Genomic DNA, 15,646 nt, shown 5'->3' with positions numbered 1-15,646 from the left:
CAGCTGAGCGCAACACGCACAGTGGTACGGGGCGGCGGCCCAGTAACGGCCTCACCGACCGCACCACTGTTCCAACAGCGCTTCGCGCTCCGCCGGCTTCGGGCCGGCGGAGCGGCCGGCCGACCGCCACCAGTCTCTGAGCAGTGACGGGTTCAACTCCCCGGCCACGAAGCGCGCCAGCAGGCGGTGGGAGAGCTCCACTTCACGCTCCGTATAGGCCGACCCGGCGGCCGAGGGGACGATGTACTCGCTCTCACCATCGGTGTGCGTGACGTGCACCGTCATCAGTGGCGGGCCTTCGGGGCCGCCGAAGCCCACCATGGTGGTCGCAAGGTCGATCACCATGCTCAGGCCGCGCCGAAAGGCTGAGCGGGCGGGAGCGTCCGGCACGGCAACCCGCTCCACTTGGGTCCAGCTCCGGACCGCGGCCGATTCTCCGACCGTCTCCACCCCTTCGTCCGTTAGCCATATTCCTCCCCCCTCCCCACCGGGCGGGGCACCGAGCCAGCACCCGGCGCGGTCGACCCAGAAGAGGCCGACCATCGCGCCCTGGCCTCCCGGTTCCTCAGGCCGTCCGGGTCGGGGAGCGGTCGGCCTGCTCGCTGCTGCCACTGATCGAACCCATCTTCTCGACATCGTGCGTACGGACCACAGTGTTCACTGCACCACCTGCCACGATCGGCTCAACTGACTGTTCGGCCAGCCAAATCGGTCATGAAGCACACGGCTGCCCCGCTCTCCGGCGCGGCGGGCGAGGCGCAGCGCGTCCTCGACTCCCCCGCCGAGGAAGAGCAGATCGCGACACTGCGCGGACCGCGCCGGGTATGCGTCCGGCCCAGCGGCGTACGAGACCGAGGGGAAAGGAGAACCGGTCGTAGCAGTGGGTCAGCAGCAGCATAGGCAGGACGATCCAGGCGAGCCCAGCTGATGGAGACGCTGGTGGCCGAGCGCCGCCCCGACCGGCCGGTACCGCCGATAGCCGGTACCGCCGCGACCGGGGCGGTTGTGCACTGCTGGCCACCGCCATCGAGGAGGGCCGGGACCTGTCCTCGATGAGCGGCATCCTGGCCGACATCGCCTAGCGTCTGCTGCCTGCCTGGCGGCCGGGCCTCACTTCAGGTGCCGGCCGAAGAACCGGCCTCCGTCCTCCACCTCGAACCATGGGGTGCCGGTGTGTCCGCCCAGATTGGCGTGCAGCGTCTTCTCCTTGGTGCCGAAGGCGTCGAACAGGTCGGGCGGCGGAACGGGGCCGGTCACCGCACCCGGGGGGCATCGATGGCGGCCACCGCATAGCCGTACGACGCGGATTGCCGGGCCCGGGCCACCAGCCGGGATTCCCCCTTGGGCAGGCCGTTGTTGTGGGCCATCAGGATCAGCGGAGCCGGTGCGGATCCCGGCGTCCACAGGGTGCCGGGGATCTCGCCGAGGGTGAATTCGCGCTCAAGGACGCCATCGTCGAGGCGCCGTTCAGAAGTGAAGTGCATGGTCGTGCCTTTCGGGAGTGCACTGGAACGGCGCTCCCGGACGACCTACCGCCCGACCGTGACCCCGGAGGGGAGCACCCATGTCGATACTGCGTTCACGGGTACCACCTCCTCGTTGTCTCGCACGGCCTCCGGGAGATTAGCAGGGGTCGCAGTGGTCCGCCCACGGGTTTCTGCGATGGCTCCGGAGGCCGCCTCACCACAGACGTCCAAGAGGTGGGTGTGGCATCCCCGCTCCCGGCGGAGAAGGCGGGACGACGATCACGGCGGGTGCGGTGCGTGCTCCGATGCTGGCGGCGCCGGTCGCTGTGTTGCCGGCGGTCGGGGTGGCGGCCGTCCCGGCGGTGACAATCGCAGGTTGGTCTGGCTGGCTACCAGCCGAGGGTGAGCCTGCGGGGTGCTGGTCCGGACCGGTCTCTGGCTCCGAGGACGTTTACCTCGGGGCCCCTTGTGGCGGCAGGCGCTGTGTCCCACACAGGTCATGTCGCTTTACGCGAGGGTCGAGAGTCCCTGTTGTGTCGCGTTGCAGCGAAGCATGTTGTCTCTTTGTCCTGCGCGACTGCGTGACTGAGATCACGTCTGCGTGGGGGTGCTACGTCAGCTGGAACGATAGGTGAAGGTGTGGGTTCTGGCACAGGGGCCTTCCGTGTAGGGGGCGTTGGGGCTATCAGTGGTGCGGATGGCCAGGGAACGTTCACGATTGCCGCTGACGGTGAGCAGCACTATCTGTGACAGGCGCGGAGCGCCTGAGCGGCGCATATCTTCGGTGTATCGAAAAGCGGATACGCGCCGGCAACACAGGGCCGACTTGACTGGCGTCATGTCCTACCGCGAACCAGCACCCCTGTCCCTCCCTGTGACGCTGACCGTCGCGCCGATCAGCGACGCCGAACACCTGGCTTTCGTGCGGGCGCGTCGGTCGGTGAACTTTGTGCAGACTCCGGCGTGGGGGCGGGTGAAGACGGAGTGGCGCAGTGAGTCGCTCGGATGGTTCGACGGCGGGCGGCTTGTGGGGGCGGGGCTTGTCCTTCACCGGCCGGTACCGGGGCTGTCGCGGTTCACGCTTGCGTATGTGCCGTGGGGTCCTGACATCGACTGGTCTGGGGACATCGGTGCGTGGCTCGACCCGCTGGCGGCATATCTCAAGGTCCGTGGCGCGTTCGCGATCCGGCTGTGTCCGCCGGTGCGGACGCACACCTGGGATGCGGCGCAGGTCAAGGACGGCGTGGCCGATCCGGGGGTGGGGCGGCTCACCAGCCTCCCCGATGGGCACGTCGATCCGACCGGTGCCGAGGTGAGCCGACGGCTCCGGGCGGGCGGCTGGCTGCCGCAGAGCCCTGAGGACGGGTTCGGTGCCGGGCAGCCGCAGTTCACGTATGAGGTGCCGCTGGTAGGAAGGTCGGAGGACGACGTTCTGAAGGCTATGAACCAGCAGTGGCGCCGCAACATCAAGAAGGCCGCGAAGGTGGGGGTCGAGGTCACGGTCGGTGCCGAGTCGGACCTCGCGGCGTTCCACGAGCTCTATGTGCACACCGCCGCGCGCGACGGATTCACGCCGCGGCCGTTGGCGTACTTCGAGACGATGTTCGCGGAGTTGAGCGCCGAGGATCCCGGTCGGATCGCGCTCCATCTGGCTCGCCACGAGGGCGAGTTGGTGGCCGCGACGATCCTGGTGCGGGTCGGCGGACACGCCTGGTACGCGTACGGCGCCTCCTCGACGGCCAAACGTGAGGTGCGGGGTTCCAACGCGTGCCAATGGGCGATGATCCGTGACGCCCTGGCGGCGGGCTGCGACGTGTACGACCTGCGCGGCATCACGCCGACGCTCGACGCCGCCGATCCGCAGGTGGGCCTGATCCGGTTCAAGGTCGGCACCGGGGGGCGGGCGGTGCGGTACGTCGGGGAGTGGGATCTGCCGCTGCGACCGCTGGTCTACCGCGCCTTCGACCTGTACATGCGTCGGCGCGGGCGCTGAGCCCGCGCCGCCCGGTTACCCGAGTGCGGCGGCCACCTCGTCGAGGCGGGCGCCGCGCGACGCCTTCACAAGGACGATGTCGCCGTCGGTGAGGTGCTCGCGCAGCCAGTCGACGGCCGCTCGGTTGTCGGTGAGTGCGATCGCCCGCATTCCCGCAGCGGCGGTGACGGGGAGGGCGGTTTCGCCGACGACGGCCACCAGGTCGGCGCGCGCGGCTGCGTATTCGCCCACTGCTCGGTGTTCGGCCTCGCTGTCGGGGCCGAGTTCGAGCATCGCGCCGAGTACGGCGATACGGCGGCGGCCTGTGATGGCTGCGAGTGTGTCCAGGGCGGCTCGGGTGGAGTCGGGGTTGGCGTTGTAGGAGTCGTTGAGCAGGGTCGCGCCGCAGGCCAGGGGGCGCAACTCCATGCGCCATTTGGACAGTGAGGCGGTGCTGAGGGCCACCGCCGAGGTGACCAGGGGGATGCCGGCCGCGAGTCCCGCCGCGGCGGCGGCCGCCGCGTTGAGTGCCTGATGGGCGCCGACGAGCGGCAGCGCGACACGGGCCGAAGCGGCCGAGGCGCCGGAGGTGCGTAGCGTGAAGGTCGCCCGGCCCAGGCGGTCGAGGACCAGGTCCTGGACACGCATGTCGGCGTGTTCGGCGCGGCCGAAGGTCAGGACCGGCCCGTCGGTCAGCGCGCGCATCGCGACGACGCGGGGGTCGTCGGCGTTGAGGACGGCGGTGCCGCTGGGGGCGAGGCCGCGCACGAGTTCGCCCTTGGTCCGTGCGATGGCTGCGCGCGAGCCGAACTCCCCGATGTGGGCCTGGCCGACGTTGAGCCCGACCGCGATGTCGGGTGCGACCAGGCCGGTGAGGTGGGCTATGTCGCCGAGGTGGCGGGCGCCCATTTCGAGGGCGAGGAAGCGGGTGTGCGCGTCGGCGCGCAGCATGGTCAGGGGCACGCCGAGTTCGTTGTTGTACGAACCGTGGGTGGCGACGGTTGGACCGGCGCCCGAAAGGACCACGGACAGCAGGTCCTTGGTGCTGGTCTTGCCCTGCGATCCCGTCACCGCGACGACGGTCAGCCGCTCGCGCAGCCGGGCCACGGCGTGGGCGGCGAGTGTCTGCAGTGCGGCCGGTACGTCGTCGACGACGACTGTGGGGAGCGGTGTCGGCCGTGAACCGAGCACGGCGGTCGCACGGGTGTGGCCGGCGTAGTCGTGGCCGTCGACGCGCTCACCGACCATGGCGACGAAGAGACCGCCCGGTTCGCCGTGCCGGCTGTCGAGTACGGCCGGCGCGCTCACTGTGACGGTCGCGTCACCCGTGACCCGGCCGCCGACAAGCGCGGCGATCTCGGCGAGGGAGAGGGGGTGCGGGGCGAGGGATGGCTGGCTCTGAGTCATGGCTCCAGTGAAGGCGGCGGGGTGTTGCCGGCGCGTATGCGGTTCTCGATACGCCGGCGATATGCGGTGGGCTCTGGTGGGGTGCTCGCCCTCGCCGCTCGGCGTCCGGGGACGGCCCGGGGCTCCGGCCGGACCGCCGGAGCCTCGCCGTGTTCATCCCAGACTCACCTGTGTGATGGGAAAGTCGAAGTAGGTGTCCGGGTAGGGCTCGTCCTTGAGCGTGTAGTGCCACCATTCGCAGGCGTAGGAGCTGAATCCGCTGGTCTCCATGATGGAGCGAAGACGCCTGCGGCTGTCCGCCGCGGCCCGCGTGATTCCTTCCGCTCCGTGGTGCGAGACCGAGTCCATCAGATCGTGGTCGCCACCCATGGCGGCGAGGTCGCCGCTTTCCAGGTGGTACAGCGTCAGGTCGACGGTACTGCCGCGGCTGTGGCCCGACTTGGCGGCCACATATCCGTTCTCGATCATCTCGGGCCGGTCGATATTGGGGTAGTGGCGGTGCTTGGTGCGGCCGTCCTCCGGCTGCTTGGACCAGCGCAGGAAAGAGTCCACGGCGCGTTGCGGACGGTAGCCGTCCCAGAGCAGCAGGCCGAATCCGTACGAGGCCGCCTCCTCTCGCGCGCCCTGCAATCCCGCACACAGAGCCCTGGTGCCGACGATGCGATTGGCCAGGTATCCGACGACCGGTTTTCCGGTGAAGTTGTCCCACGTGGCGTACTTGGCGTCCCAGCGGACCCCGGGCATGAACTCGTCCATGAAGACGAAGTCGTTACGCATCGGCCTGCTCCGTCGAAGGCAGGGACCGGGCGAGCGCCCCGGTCACCAGACGGTCGATCACATCGGACAGCGGAACCCCGGCGGCGGCCATCATCCTCGGATAACGGCTGTAGGAGGTCATGCCGGGGAACGTGTTGACCTCGTTGAGGACGACCTGTCCGTCCTCCTTGAGGAACAGGTCCACGCGGGCGAGGCCGTTGCAGCCCAGGGCGCCATAGACGGCCTTCGCCACTTCCTGGGCGCGTGCCCGGGATTCAGCCGGAATATCGGCGGGGACAATCGGCGTCGAATTGTCGGAGCCGGTCTCGGGTTCGTCCTCCTGGTGGATCCGGAAGAAGCCGTGGGACAGGGCGATGCGGTCAACTTCCCCCGCGATCAGGTCCGTTCCGCCGCCCAGGATGGCGCATCCGACCTCGCTGCCGACGACCGCCTCCTCGACCAGAACTTTCGTGTCATACCGCCGGGCAACGCCCAGCGCGGCCGACAGTTCTCCCGCATGCGACACCTTGCTGACCCCGAAGGAGGATCCCGAACGGGCCGGCTTCACGAAGACGGGATAGGTGAGCCGGTCGGCGTCGATGCCCTCGCCCGCCGCGACCGTCCAGAAATTCGGCGTGGCGATCCCGGCGCCGGCCGCGACGACGTAGGCGAGGGACTTGTCCATACCCAGCGCGGAACTCTGGACGTCGCAGCCCACGTACGGGATTCCGGACAGCTCGAGCAGGCCCTGGATCGCGCCGTCCTCCCCGAGTTTGCCGTGCAGGACGGGCACCACGACATCCAGGCCGATCGTCTCGTACTTTCCCTGATCGAGGACGAGCAGTCCGCGCACGCCGCGGTCCGGGGACAGCACGGCGGACCGGTACGCGACGCCGCTTTCCCAGTCCGCGGCGGGGCCCTCGCAGAGTTTCCAGGCGCCGCTGCGCGTGATCCCGATGAAGTACGGCTCGTACTTGTCCGGGTCGAGGTTCCGCGCGATCTCCTGCGCGGACTTGATGGAGATGGGGTGTTCCTCCGAGCAGCCTCCGAAGAGGATTCCGACCTGAATCTTTGCCCTAGACATGCTGATTCCCGCTCTCGAATTCCAGGCAGTTGCTGATCGAGTTCTCGACCGTGTCGCTCAGGGCACGGTCCGTGAAATACGCGATGTGCGGACTGATGAACGCGTTCGGCATTTCCTGCAGCCGCAGCAGTGACTTGCTCTCGATGGGCGCGTTCCGCCGGTCGGCGTAGAACACGCCTTCCTCGCCCTCGACGACGTCGAGGGCGACACCACCCAAGCGCCCGCTCTCGAGGGCTGCGACCAGCGCGGCTGTGTCGATGAGGGCACCGCGCCCGGTGTTGACCACGAACGCACCGGGTTTCATCCGCTGGATGCGCGCACGGTCAAGAAGGTGGTGTGTCTCGGCGTTGAGCGGCGCATGGAGCGTGACGACGTCGCTCGACCTCAGCAATTCATCGAGCGACACCTCGTCGCCGGGGTCGCCGGCATGATTTCCGTGCGCCAATATCCGGCATCCGAAGGCGCTGAGCCTTTCCGTGACGGCCGTGCCGATGCGCCCCGTTCCGACCACGCCGACGGTCAGGTCGCGCAGCTCTTTCCCCCGTACGTCGTGCAGTCGGTAGTCGTGCACATCCGTGCGGCGGACGGTGGACTTGGCGTGGCGCACTGCCATCAACAGCATCATCACCGTGTAGTCGGCGACGCTGTCGGGGGAATAGCAGACGTTCCCGACAGAAATGCCGATGCGGGCCGCATAATCCACGTCGATGTGGTCGTACCCGATGCTTCTTGTGGAGATGTAGGAGACGCCGACTCGACTCAGCGCACGAAGTCCCGCCGGGGTGATCCGGGTCTTGTGTCCGACGCTGATGCACCGGTTCCCGGATGCCAGGTGGACGTCATCCTCCGACACCGCGGATTCTGTGATCGTCAGCGTCACTCCGAATCGGGGTGCCAGCTCACGGAACCGTGCGGCTTCGTCCCGCCCGCATCCGAAAGCGGTGATTCCCACTGGTTCGCTGTAGGTCATGCCTCCATTCAAGGAAACCGAGTGTTGCCAGCGCGTACGCAGTTTTCGATACGCTGCCGATACGTTGTCAGCCCCCTTTGCCGGCCCGCGCGGTGTCCGCCGAGCAGGCCACCAGCCGTTCGCGATGACGGTGCCACCCCGGCAAGCCGGACCATGTCGGCGGCCGTCCAGGCGCGGCCGTCGAGCAGGGCTAGGCAGGCGGCGTTGGTGCGATCCGTCGGGAGGGCACCCAAGGAGACTAGGCCGGGCTCTTCGTGAAGGTGTCGGTGCTGGTCACCCGGCCATAGCCGGCGGGCGACGCTTCGACGCCGGCCGAGGGGCCCTGACCTCAGCGTCCTGGCCTATGACGGACGAAACCCACCGTGCGATCCGGCCGAGAGCATCCTGTACTTCGGCATGCTCGTGGTCCTGTTGACCACCGAGAACGACGACGAAACCGCCAACATCGCCCCGATCTCCTCCGCTTGGGTTCTGGGCCAGAACGTGATCCTTGGCCTCGGCGTTGCGAGCCGGACGCCGCGCAACCTCGCCGTACGCCCGAGCTGGTGCTCAACGTCGCCGTGCCGGACCTCTGGGAACAGGTGGAGCGCCGCGTCCCGCTCACCGGGGTCGACCCGGGGCCGGAGAGTAGGCGCGTGGTGTACCGGCACGAACCCGACAAGTTCGCGCCGCAGGCTTCACCCCCTCCGACGTCGATCTCGTGACCCGCCACGCGTCACTGAGTACGTCCTACAGCTGGAGGCGCGCGCCTGCGCCCTCGTCGGGTGCGGAGGGCGGTTGCTTCAGTGTCGAGTGTGAGACGCCGCGCGTCCATGCCGCCCCCCGGGGTCTGGAACCCGCTGATTGACAACTTCCGCCACTACCACGGCCTCTCCGCCGAGGTCGGACACGGCGTCCTGTCGGAGATCGCCGCTCGGACCGCGTGAGGTCGCCGAGGCACCGACCAGCGGCTGCGGTTTCGACTGGTCGCTGACGCCGGACGTCGCCATGGACCAGGTCGAGGGACGCCGGGGCGACGAGCGGCGTCCTGAAGGCCGGAACGGCGTACGTCAGCCACGGCATGGACAGCCCGCGCAACTGGCGGAGCGGCTGGCCGGAGCACGCCTCTCGGGATCGCGCTCGTTGCCCGGCTTCGACCAGGATCTGCTGGGCCGGGCCCGCTTCTACAAGAATGCTCACGATGCCGCGCAGCACGCGCGGGACATCCGGCAGATCCTGGCGTACGTCGACACGGCCGCACCACCCGCATAGTCGGCGGGGCGCATATCACGACCGCGGGGACGTGCGTGCGGGCAGTTCCACCGTGATGCGCAGGCCGCCGGTGTCGCGCGGGGTGAGGGTGAGGGTGCCGTCGTGTGCGCGAGTGATGGATGTGACGATGGCCAAGCCGAGGCCGACGCCCGTCTGGTTGGCGTGGATGCGCTCGGTGCCCCTCTGGAATGGTTCGGTGAGCGTCGAGACCAGGTGTGTAGGCAGTTTCTCGCCGGTGTTTTCGACCGTGAGTATCACGGTGCCGGAGTGGACGCCGGTAGTGACCCACACCCTGCCCTGTTCAGACAGATTGTGGACGATCGCGTTGTGCACGAGGTTCATGGTCAGTTGCAGCAGGAGCGCCGGCGATCCGCTCGCGGGGGTGATGTCGCCGCGGGTCTCGATGGTGACGCCGTTCTTTTCCGCGAGGGAGAGCAGCGTTTCGGTGGCTTCTTCCGCCATGAGGGACAGGTCGACCTGTTCTCGGGTGAAGGATCGCTGGTCGGCTCGGCTGAGCAAGAGCAACGCTTCAGTGAGGTCGATCGCTCGGGTATTGACAGCTTGGAGGCGGTCGAGGACTTCGCCGGTGTCGTGTGATGGATCGGTGCGAGCCACGTCGAGGAGTGACTTCGAGATGGCCAGCGGGGTGCGTAGTTCGTGCGAGGCGTTTGCCGCGAATCTCTGCTGCTCGGCGACGTGTGCTTCAAGCCGTGCGAGCATCGCGTCGAAGGCGTCGGCAAGTTCACGGAACTCGTCCTGGCGGCCCGGCATCTGGATACGGTGCGAGAGCGATCCCGTAGCGGCCGTGCGGGTGGCGTTGGTGATGCGAGCCAGGGGGGCGAGCATACGACCGGCGAGGATCCATCCTCCCAGGAGGCCGAACACGAGGAGGAACACCATTACTGCGGCTGCCGTTGGCGCGAAACCCTGCACGAAGTCGATGACCGGGTTTCTTTTCCATGCCCCCTGTTCGTTGGTTTGCAACCACCCCTGTTGCAGGAGGAACACTCCTGCGGCGGCGAGCGCCAAGGCACCGGCGAGCATGAGGAATCCGGCGTAGCTGAGGGTGAGCTTGAGGCGGACACTCAATCCAGGCGCTCTATCCATGGTTCTCTTCCCCGTCTCCGGCCTGCGGCTATGCATCGATTCGGTAGCCGACGCCGGAGACCGTGGCGATGATCCACGGCTCACCGAGACGCTTGCGCAGTGCTGAGACGGTGATTCGGACAGCATTGGTGAACGGATCGGCGTTCTCATCCCACGCGCGCTCCAGAAGTTCCTCGGCGCTGACGACACCGCCCTCGGCGGCGATGAGGACCTCGAGTACGGCGAACTGCTTGCGCGTCAGCGCGACGTAGCGGCCGTCCCGGTAGACCTCGCGTCGGAACGGATCCAGCCGCAGCCCTGCGATCTCACGGACCGGAGGCCGGCTGTGGGCACGCCTGCGGTCGAGTGCCCGGAGCCTGAGGACGAGTTCCTGCAGTTCGAACGGTTTCGTGAGGTAGTCGTCGGCGCCGAGTTCGAAGCCGGATGCCTTGTCGTCGAGGCGGTCGGCCGCGGTCAGCATGAGGATCGGCATGCCGCTGCCCGAGGCGACGATGCGTTTGGCGATCTCGTCACCGGAAGGTCCGGGGATGTCGCGGTCGAGGACGGCGATGTCGTATCTGTTGATGCTCAGCATTTCCAGGGCGATGTCGCCGTCGCCCGCGAGGTCGGCCGCGATGGCTTCCAGGCGCAGGCCATCGCGGATAGCTTCCGCCATATAGGGTTCGTCCTCGACGATCAGCACACGCATGCTCTCGATGTTACGAGCGGGCACATATCGTCCGCGTATCAAAAACCGCATACGCGTCGACAACACCGTGCCACCGTCTATCAGTGCATCGCGACCGCCTTCAACGAACATCCCGGGAAGGCATTCGGGGGCCGTGACCTGCATGAACACCACGATCTGCCCATCGATGAGCCTTCGATCAACGTCACCCTTGAGGGGGCCGTTGGTGCGGACGTCGAGGGAACACGGCAGGCTACACCGACGGGCTCCCTCGCCGTGTCCGGACCCGTCCTAGATGTGGCTCAGCTGCACGATCCGTACGGGGCCGTCCCGGGGCGGGCGGCGGGCAGACGGCGGACGTTGCCGAGGGCTACGGCCTGTTCCCGTAGACGCACGATCTCGTCGTGCTGTGCGGCCAGGCGCGAGACGGCGAGTTCCTTGAACGTGGTGAGCTCGGCAATGGTCTCGTCCCGCTGAGCCAGGCGTTCCTTGAACTCGGCGACCTGGGCCTTGAGCCTTTCGATCTGCGCGATCCGCGGGTCGACGACCCCTCCGGCCTCCTGCAGAGCACGAAGGCGCCGCTCGAACTCTTCGGCGAGGTGCTGGTAGGGGCCCGGGCGGGTGGTGCCGTCACGGTTCTTCTTCGGATAGAACGCGGTGCGGGTCACACCGGCTTCGGCGGCCAGTGTCTTCAAGTCGCAGCTGCCGCCGGGCGGGAAGTCGCCCTTCAGGAGCCGATCCATCGCGGCTCGGACGGCCTCCTCGTTGCGGGCGCGGGTCTCTGCGCTGATTCGAGCCATTAAGTGGGGTTTCTCCTTACGCGGCAGCGGCGTCGATCGAGGCCAGGACCTTCACGTCCCGATCCAAGTCAGCCTGCAATCGGGCCTTTTCGGTCTTGTGGTTGCGGCCGATCGACCCGATGAAGACCTGCTTGGTCCGCACGCTCTCGGCCCACACCGGGCGGTGGCAGGGATGGTGAGTGGCCTGCGGGCAGCGGGCGGAATCGCACATGCCCGCCAGCGGCTTCGTCGCGTTCGGGGTGCCGGCCAGCTTCAGCCACAACGCCTTGGAGGGGTCGATGAACCAGCAGTAGTTCGCCACGCCCAGGTGCAGGACGTCGGCGATCTCGGCGAGGAGGGCTCTGACCTCCTGGTCGCTGCCGACGACCGTGGGGTCCTTGGCGGCGGCGCGGGCAGCTTCCCGTCGACGCTGGCGAAGAAGCTGATCAGATCGCGGGCGCCGGGACCTGACGGCATCTCGCCTTGCTGATAGCGTCGGTACTCGGTCAGCACGAGGTCCTTGTTACGCTCCGCCTCCTCGGCGTTGACCTCCGCGAGGAACTTGGCCTGGGCCCCGCCCGGACGGGCCGCATATCCTTCCGTGGTCACCACGGACAAGTGCTTGAGCTGCACCTTTGCGGCCAGCAGACCACCGGGACGGTAGGCGATCTCCAAGGCGAGTGTGCGCCTGAGCATCCTCGTCGTCAGTTGCCCTTCCGGGATCGGAGCCAGCCCCAGGACCTGTCCTGCGGGACCGTTGACCCACTGGCGGAACAGCGTGAAGCGGTTGTTGTCGAGTGGCGAGGTGAGCAGGGGGTCACCGATCTCGGCGTCCGGGCCCAGGAGTTGCTCGGCAACCTCGGCTGCCTGGTACGCCTCCCAGATCACGACCCACTCATCGGGAACGCCGCCGAGCGGTTTTCCCTTGATGACCCGGCTCGCCAGCTTGTACCTCCTCAGCCCCGGGCCGGACTCGATGGGGGGAACGCGGCATCCGACGTTCATCTCACGTAGTTCGCTCTGGCGCATGCCGGAAAGCGCCACGATGACCACGTGCGCGGCGGTTTTCACCACGCCGGTGAGTGCCCGTAGGCCGCGCTCGGACAGCGGCCCCGACCAGGGCACCTCTCCATGGCCGTCGGCTCGCTCTCGTCCTCGAAGACCGAGCGGGCCGCCCCGATGGGCAGGACGAAGCCAGCCAGGCCGCAGATGTCCGCCCCGGCGAAGGGCGACGGTGCGGCTCCGTGCAGCGGTGCCTCGGTCAGGGATGTGGTGCTCACAGGGTGCTCTCCTCGGGCAGGAGCGGTATCTCGGCGTCGGTGTCGGTGACCTGAGCGGCAGCCGCGGCGAGCTGCGTGGGGTCGTACTTGATCAGGACGTCCTCGATGCGCTGGGCGTAGTGGCCGAAGACGGCCATGAACTGCGCGGCGGGCATCTGCTGCCACTGCCTGGCGAAGAACGCCTTCATGCGCAGGAGGTTCGCCGCGTGGCGCGGTGTGAACAGGGCGAGTGGACACAGCAGGCACACCCAGGGGCGGGCCGGGCACGGCTGTCCCTTCGGGCCGTGCACGCCGGCGGTCGGATCGGCGCAGGACGCCACGAACACATCGCGCTGGCCACCCACGAGTTCAGCGATCGCCCGATCGTCCAACTCAAGTTCGCTGACCAGCTGCGGGAACTGACGGGCCAGGTCGGCGACCTGCTCGTCCGACAGCACCATGGGCGGTTGACCCCTGCGGAGCAGATCGCCTTGGGCCTGCTCGACGATGTCTTCCAGCGCGTTCTGCTGGGCCTCGGTCATGGAGGACAGGTAGTGGTCGCCTTCCACTCCTGGGGTGTGGTTGGGGTCGATCGTCGAGCGCCGGCTGCCGATCCAGGAAGAGCGGTCCCGGTGTGACTCGAACATCGTGCGGATCCGGTGACGGTGCACTGTCACCGGTGCCCCGTTGGCGTCGATCACTCCCGAATTCCGGGACCAGTCGACGACGGTGGACTTGTAGGGGCGCCCGTACCGCCACGGCCCGAGGCCCTCCTCGCCTGTGCGACGCGAGGTGTAGGCGAGCCACAGCCATAGCCCGTTGCGCAGCTGCGGTGGGCAGTGTGACCTCGCCAGTTCGGCATACTCGAGCCACCGTTCCAGCAGCCGTACCGCCTTGCCTGGCAGCGTGATGCTCTCCTCGGACGTACGGCCCTTGATGTATCGGACCAGGACGGTGCTGTCGCCGGCCCAGTCAAGTCCGTCGATGCCCAGATCGGCGATGCCGTCCGGCACGATGCCGCTGTACACGCCGAACAGCACTTGGTAGGCGATGACGACGCGGGGGCTGGGGAAGAGCGTTTCGCGTGCTTCCACGAAGAAGCGCTGACGGTCACGGCCGATCCGAAAGCGCATCTGCTCGTGCGACAATCCGGCGCGTTCACCCAACTCCCGTGTCGTCACCGGGCCGTGGTGCACCATCAACCAGAAGATGTTCTCTCTGGTCCAGCCGTGCACGTAGGGGTCCTGGCCGGCCTCTGCCGTTGCTCTGGCCGCTCGGTACGCAGCCCATGACTCCTTGGCTATCGTTCGGGCTGCACGAGTCAGCCCTGCCCAGGCAACTTCGTCGTAGGGCGGCAGCGGTTCACTGTTCGGGTGCCGGTTGTAAAGACGCCCTTGGACAAGCTCCCGGACATCCGACGCCAGCACGGGAGTCTCGGCGTCCAGGGCGGCGAGCATGCGGCGGCTCTCCGACTCCCGTCGATTTCCCGCCTCCCACCACAGGGCTGCGAGTCCCGTGCGGGTCAGCTCGGCCGCTCCGCCCCGATGACCGCGCTTCGCCAGTTCGCCGACGAACCAGTCGATGGTCCCCTTGTACTTCTCCGCGGTCCGGTGTGAATCACCCGGGCCGTGTGGGTGCATGAGGTAGACCAGGCCCGTCAGCAACTCGCGGACCAGCACGGGGTTCATCGAGTCGTCGACGTTCAAGGTCGACGTGGTGCCGCGGGTGAACGTGCAGAACAGGCGCAGAGGGTTCTCCAGGATCTCCGCGGGCATCAGATATCGTCCTCGTCAAAGTTGTCGAACTCGGCATCGGCCTCGCGTTCGGCCTCGGCGAGCAGACCGTGGTCGTGGCCCGCGCGCTCGTATGCCTCGCGGTAGATCCGGGTGGTGTCCAGGCGCCGGAGGTACACCTCCGTGGTGAGAGTGCTGGTATGACCGAGGAGGTCACGCAGGATCATCACCGGGTCGTTCTTGCGCAGGTAGAGCGCCAGGGCCGCGTCCGCGTCGGTGTCCCTGACGAGCTTCGCGACCTGGGCGTAGCCGCCGATCAGCATTTCGAGGGTCCTGATCGCGAACGTATGACGACATCGGTGCGGGGCCGTGTGCGGGAAACGCGGATCGAATCGATCCCTGATCCGCTCCGAGGTCCGCTTGAAGACCGTCGGCCAGTCGCGAAACGGACTCCCGTCACTCTGCACGGCCAGCAGCAGCGAGCCGCCGTCCGGCCGGACCAGACACCGGCGTTCCCGAGGCGTCAACTCGGCCCACAGCACGCGCTCGCCATCGACCCGGCCACCGACCTCGTCTGCCTCGGTCGCCACCAGAGGCGAACCCCATTTGGCCGGCGGTATCCATGACGAGCGAGTCACCGCCACGGCACGCTGCAGCCGCAAGTACTGGTGCAGCCGGGCGAGTGGGTCGTATGTCGTCCACGTGGTGCGGAACTTCCGGCCCTTCGTGACTCCGGCCGGAACCGGCACCCAGATCGGCAGCGCGGTCCGGCGGGGCGGCAACGGCGGAACCTCGCACTCCAACATGTACGTGAACTCCTGGCGCCGCAGCCCGCTGGACAATACGTAGCCGCCCACCGCCGAGTTGCGTGCCGTCGTCCGGCCCCGGTAGAGAGCGTCCTCGGTGCCGTCCGGGCGCAGACCGCCCAGCCCCTTCAGGAACGTGTCCTCGAAGTCCTTCTCGAAGTACTTGATCGTCACGTGGGGCTTCGGCGTCCGCCGTTTGGAGAGGTTCACCGACTGCAGGCGCACCTGGTCGCCGTACGCCGTGACGGCCTGCTTGTAGGTGAACGGCACCGCGGTTGTGAGTTCTTCGTCCTCGGCCCACCCGTAGAACAGGGACAGGATGTTCATGTGCTGGTTCCAGGTGGATGCTGCGAACCGTTCCTTCAGTGGGCCGCACGCGCGGTGTACGG

16 protein-coding genes and 2 pseudogenes are annotated in these 15,646 nt (G+C 67.8%); 3 read left to right on the top strand and 15 right to left on the bottom strand.

What is annotated here, in order from left to right:
• Positions 1 to 51 precede the first annotated feature (51 nt).
• Both AB0C46_RS00900 and AB0C46_RS00895 read right to left on the bottom strand, forming a co-directional pair.
• Complete coding sequence (locus tag AB0C46_RS00900) at positions 52 to 450, bottom strand: hypothetical protein (protein WP_362824656.1); 399 nt, start codon at positions 448 to 450, stop codon at positions 52 to 54.
• A gap of 660 nt (positions 451 to 1,110) precedes the next feature.
• Positions 1,111 to 1,484, bottom strand: a pseudogene (locus AB0C46_RS00895) (hypothetical protein).
• An 820-nt stretch (positions 1,485 to 2,304) separates the two neighbouring features.
• Between AB0C46_RS00895 and AB0C46_RS00890 the strand changes: the two are divergent.
• On the top strand, positions 2,305 to 3,459 hold the full coding sequence (locus AB0C46_RS00890) for a peptidoglycan bridge formation glycyltransferase FemA/FemB family protein (protein WP_362825144.1): 1,155 nt from the start codon (positions 2,305 to 2,307) through the stop codon (positions 3,457 to 3,459).
• 15 nt (positions 3,460 to 3,474) lie between these two features.
• Here the strand turns inward: AB0C46_RS00890 and murF are convergent, their stop codons facing one another.
• From murF to AB0C46_RS00865, 5 genes and pseudogenes are all read right to left on the bottom strand, one after another.
• Complete coding sequence (gene murF / locus AB0C46_RS00885; RefSeq protein WP_362824655.1) at positions 3,475 to 4,845, bottom strand: UDP-N-acetylmuramoyl-tripeptide--D-alanyl-D-alanine ligase; 1,371 nt, start codon at positions 4,843 to 4,845, stop codon at positions 3,475 to 3,477.
• Between the two features lie 153 nt (positions 4,846 to 4,998).
• A complete protein-coding gene (gene vanX / locus AB0C46_RS00880) occupies positions 4,999 to 5,622 on the bottom strand; it encodes a D-Ala-D-Ala dipeptidase VanX (RefSeq protein ID WP_362824653.1) in 624 nt (207 codons plus the stop codon).
• Positions 5,615 to 6,685 (bottom strand): D-alanine--(R)-lactate ligase, encoded by a 1,071-nt coding sequence (vanA, locus tag AB0C46_RS00875; RefSeq protein WP_362824652.1) that lies wholly within the window; start codon positions 6,683 to 6,685, stop codon positions 5,615 to 5,617. The genes vanX and vanA overlap by 8 nt, the downstream gene beginning before the upstream one ends.
• On the bottom strand, positions 6,678 to 7,655 hold the full coding sequence (locus AB0C46_RS00870; RefSeq protein ID WP_362824650.1) for a D-isomer specific 2-hydroxyacid dehydrogenase family protein: 978 nt from the start codon (positions 7,653 to 7,655) through the stop codon (positions 6,678 to 6,680). Before AB0C46_RS00870 ends, vanA begins: the two co-directional genes overlap by 8 nt.
• A 122-nt stretch (positions 7,656 to 7,777) precedes the next feature.
• A pseudogene (locus tag AB0C46_RS00865) lies at positions 7,778 to 7,888 on the bottom strand (transcriptional regulator); the annotation flags it as partial.
• A gap of 561 nt (positions 7,889 to 8,449) precedes the next feature.
• On the opposite strand from AB0C46_RS00865, the gene AB0C46_RS00860 reads away from it, so the two are divergent.
• Both AB0C46_RS00860 and AB0C46_RS00855 read left to right on the top strand, forming a co-directional pair.
• Positions 8,450 to 8,581: a hypothetical protein gene (locus tag AB0C46_RS00860; protein WP_362824649.1), complete on the top strand. Its 132-nt coding sequence runs from the start codon at positions 8,450 to 8,452 to the stop codon at positions 8,579 to 8,581.
• A gap of 61 nt (positions 8,582 to 8,642) precedes the next feature.
• Positions 8,643 to 8,906, top strand: coding sequence for a hypothetical protein (locus AB0C46_RS00855; protein ID WP_362824648.1), 264 nt, complete (start codon positions 8,643 to 8,645; stop codon positions 8,904 to 8,906).
• 15 nt (positions 8,907 to 8,921) lie between these two features.
• Here AB0C46_RS00855 and AB0C46_RS00850 read toward each other — a convergent pair whose 3' ends face one another.
• From AB0C46_RS00850 to AB0C46_RS00815, 8 genes are all read right to left on the bottom strand, one after another.
• On the bottom strand, positions 8,922 to 10,013 hold the full coding sequence (locus tag AB0C46_RS00850) for a HAMP domain-containing sensor histidine kinase (protein ID WP_362824646.1): 1,092 nt from the start codon (positions 10,011 to 10,013) through the stop codon (positions 8,922 to 8,924).
• 28 nt (positions 10,014 to 10,041) lie between these two features.
• Entirely contained in the window at positions 10,042 to 10,701 is a 660-nt protein-coding gene (gene vanR-Sc / locus AB0C46_RS00845; RefSeq protein WP_311708620.1) for a VanSc-type vancomycin resistance response regulator transcription factor VanR, read from the bottom strand.
• Between the two features lie 281 nt (positions 10,702 to 10,982).
• Entirely contained in the window at positions 10,983 to 11,480 is a 498-nt protein-coding gene (locus AB0C46_RS00840; RefSeq protein WP_362824644.1) for a hypothetical protein, read from the bottom strand.
• Between the two features lie 16 nt (positions 11,481 to 11,496).
• The gene (locus AB0C46_RS00835; RefSeq protein WP_362824642.1) at positions 11,497 to 11,742 is read right to left on the bottom strand and encodes a hypothetical protein; all 246 of its coding nucleotides are present in this window, start codon (positions 11,740 to 11,742) and stop codon (positions 11,497 to 11,499) included.
• Positions 11,733 to 12,533: a hypothetical protein gene (locus AB0C46_RS00830; RefSeq protein WP_362824641.1), complete on the bottom strand. Its 801-nt coding sequence runs from the start codon at positions 12,531 to 12,533 to the stop codon at positions 11,733 to 11,735. The genes AB0C46_RS00835 and AB0C46_RS00830 overlap by 10 nt, the downstream gene beginning before the upstream one ends.
• Entirely contained in the window at positions 12,527 to 12,739 is a 213-nt protein-coding gene (locus AB0C46_RS00825) for a hypothetical protein (protein WP_362824639.1), read from the bottom strand. Before AB0C46_RS00825 ends, AB0C46_RS00830 begins: the two co-directional genes overlap by 7 nt.
• Positions 12,736 to 14,493 carry a hypothetical protein gene (locus AB0C46_RS00820; protein WP_362824638.1) on the bottom strand — a complete coding sequence of 586 codons (1,758 nt, stop codon included), beginning with the start codon at positions 14,491 to 14,493 and terminating at the stop codon, positions 12,736 to 12,738. Before AB0C46_RS00820 ends, AB0C46_RS00825 begins: the two co-directional genes overlap by 4 nt.
• On the bottom strand, positions 14,493 to 15,584 hold the full coding sequence (locus tag AB0C46_RS00815; RefSeq protein ID WP_362824637.1) for a site-specific integrase: 1,092 nt from the start codon (positions 15,582 to 15,584) through the stop codon (positions 14,493 to 14,495). The genes AB0C46_RS00820 and AB0C46_RS00815 overlap by 1 nt, the downstream gene beginning before the upstream one ends.
• Positions 15,585 to 15,646 lie beyond the last annotated feature (62 nt).

It is taken from the genome of Streptomyces sp. NPDC048637 (assembly GCF_040650675.1).
Lineage (GTDB): Bacteria > Actinomycetota > Actinomycetes > Streptomycetales > Streptomycetaceae > Streptomyces.
The sequence above is the reverse complement of the archived record's forward strand: the minus strand, read 5'-3'. Positions and strand labels throughout refer to the sequence as shown.